At 62.6% G+C, this 2,438-nt stretch carries 3 protein-coding genes; 2 read left to right on the top strand and 1 reads right to left on the bottom strand.

Annotation, left to right across the window (positions count from 1 at the left end; translation table 11 throughout):
- Together VIM98_RS17190 and VIM98_RS17185 are read left to right on the top strand one after the other, a co-directional pair.
- Positions 1–643 (top strand): amidohydrolase family protein (locus tag VIM98_RS17190; RefSeq protein WP_331994338.1); only part of this gene is annotated, 643 nt, incomplete at its 5' end.
- The gene (locus VIM98_RS17185) at positions 640–1,434 is read left to right on the top strand and encodes a M23 family metallopeptidase (protein ID WP_331994337.1); all 795 of its coding nucleotides are present in this window, start codon (positions 640–642) and stop codon (positions 1,432–1,434) included. The genes VIM98_RS17190 and VIM98_RS17185, both read left to right, overlap by 4 nt.
- A 415-nt stretch (positions 1,435–1,849) precedes the next feature.
- Here VIM98_RS17185 and VIM98_RS17180 read toward each other — a convergent pair.
- The coding region (locus tag VIM98_RS17180; RefSeq protein WP_331994336.1) for a GTP cyclohydrolase, FolE2/MptA family at positions 1,850–2,438 on the bottom strand (589 nt) is incomplete at its 5' end.

The raw sequence follows: 2,438 nt of genomic DNA, 5'->3' as shown, positions 1-2,438 counted from the left end.
GCTCCACGTCTTGCATATTTCCACCGCCGACGAGTTGGCCCTGTTCCAACCGGGCCCGATCGAGGGCAAACGGATCACCGCCGAGACCTGCGTGCACTTCCTGCATTTCTCGGACGAGGATTACGAGCGCCTGGGCTTCCTGATCAAGTGCAACCCGGCGATCAAGACGGCTGCCGATCGCGAGGCGATCATCAAAGCTCTGGCCGAGAGCCGCCTGGATGTGCTCGCCACGGACCATGCGCCGCATTTGCTGGAAGAAAAGGCACAGAGCTACGACAAGGCGCCCTCCGGTCTTCCGCTGGTGCAATTTGCGTTGCAAGCCGCCTTGCAACGCGTCTTCGAGGGCAAGCTTACTCTCGAGCGTACGGTCGAGGCGGTCACCCACGCACCGGCCAAGCTCTTCAACGTAAGCGAACGGGGTTTCCTGCGTGAGGGCTATGCTGCCGACCTGGTGCTGGTCGATCCCAACAAACCGCACACGGTCACCCGCGAGGAAGTGCTTTCCAAATGCGGCTGGTCGCCGTTCGAGGGCTACACGTTCAACAGCTCGATCGCCATGACCTTCGTCAATGGCGAGCGGGTCTGGGATGGCGCGCGCGTGAACGATGCGGTGCGCGGCCGGCGCCTGGCCTTCGATCGATGAGCTTGCGTGGGCTTGCCTGGGCGGTCGCACTGCTGGCCGCCAGTCCGCTCGCGGCCCAAAATCTGCCGCCGTCGATGTCGCAAGGCGGGCTGGTCGTGACGAAAGTCGCTATCGGCAGCAAGGTCACCGTCAACGGCAAGCCCGTCCGCGTGGGCGAGGATGGCGTCGTGGTCTTCGGTGCGGGCCGCGATGAGAAGGGGCCGCTGATTGTCGGCATCGATGGACGCAATCACAGCATTCGAGTATTGCCGCGGGACTGGCCGATCGAATACGTCAACGGCGTTCCGCCCAAGACGGTCAACCCGCCGCCGGATATTGCCGAACGGATCGCGCGCGAACAGGCGGAAGTGGCCGCCGCGCGCGATCGCAACGACGACCGCGAGGATTTCACGCACGGCTTTGTCTGGCCCGTCCAAGGCCGCATCAGCGGGCGCTTCGGCAATCAGCGTGTGTACAACGGCGACCCCAAGACGCCGCACTCAGGTATGGATATCGCCGTGCCGCAGGGCACGCCGGTCAAGGCACCGGCAAACGGCATCGTTACGTTCGCCAAACCCGACCTCTATCTGACGGGCGGCACGGTACTGATCGACCACGGCTTCGGCCTGAGCTCGAATTTCCTGCATCTGTCGCGCCTGGATGTGCGCGTCGGCGAACACGTGCGGCAGGGCCAGGTCATCGGCGCAGCTGGCATGACCGGCCGTGCGACCGGGCCTCACGTGCATTGGGGGTTCAACTGGTTCGGCGTGCGGCTCGATCCGTTGCTGCTGCCGGGGTTGGCCGGTCGGTGACGCCGTGCTGGCTTTTTTAGCTGTAACACGCGGTTACATTGCAGCCTGTCGCGACTGAAGGGAACCTCGAAAAACTTGCTTTCTGTGGGAGCGACTTTAGGGAATCTCTAAAAACTGGCTCTTCTGTGGGAGCGACTTTAGTCGCGACAATCGCGCCTTATCGCAAGCCCTTGTCGCGACTAAAGTCGCTCCCACAACGATAGGATCCGTTCTCGCTGTGTCCAAGTCATTGACAGGTTTTTAGAGCTTCCCTTCAGTCGCGACAATCGTGCCTTATCGCAAGTCCTTGTCGTCGCGACTGAAGTCGCTCCCACAACGATAGGATCCGTTTTCGCTATATTCAGGCGATTGAGAGGTTTTAAGACGTTCCCTGAAGTCGCGACGGTGCAGCGCGACATACAGCAAGCGCATGACTTTATTTCGTCGTGGAGCCGTAGCCGCCAGCCACGCCCTTGCTCGCATAGGCCACCGCGTCATGCGGGTGCAGACTCTCCTGATGCTCGACGCGGATATGGAAATCCGCCAGTCGATCGTCGGCGTCGAGCGCTTTCTGGATACGGCGCGAAGCATCCTCGCAGAACATCAAGTTACCGCCATTGGCCAGGGCGAACGCTTGCTCGTCCTCGCGCTTGACCGCAGTCTGCACCGGCGTGCCGAGCGCATGCTCGACCCGATCGATCAGGTCGATCAGATGAAATTCGCCGCCTTCGGTGGGGCGCACGCGGATGCGCGCCACACTGCGCTGCGCATGCGGCGTAGCGACAATGCCGCGCTCGCTGCCTAGCCAGGAAAGCACGGCTGCGCGATCGATCGGCCCGGCCGGATCGAAATCGCGGGCGAACTGCTCCTGGATCAGCTGCCGCGATAACGCCGCCGAGGCAGGACACGTGGAGGAATAGACGATCTCGGTACCGAACTCCAGCAGGAATGCATCGCCCACCAGGCTCGCTTCGATGCTCACCGGGTACGAGCGCCAGCCGCTGTTCGCACTGCGCAGCGCAGGG

The organism is Dyella sp. (assembly GCF_036568765.1).
Taxonomy (GTDB): domain Bacteria; phylum Pseudomonadota; class Gammaproteobacteria; order Xanthomonadales; family Rhodanobacteraceae; genus GSA-30.
The sequence above is the reverse complement of the archived record's forward strand: the minus strand, read 5'-3'. Positions and strand labels throughout refer to the sequence as shown.

Excerpts from the sequence above, each read along its gene's own strand:
- VIM98_RS17185 (WP_331994337.1), top strand. The coding sequence starts at position 640 with ATGAGCTTGCGTGGGCTTGCCTGGGCGGTCGCACTGCTGGCCGCCAGT.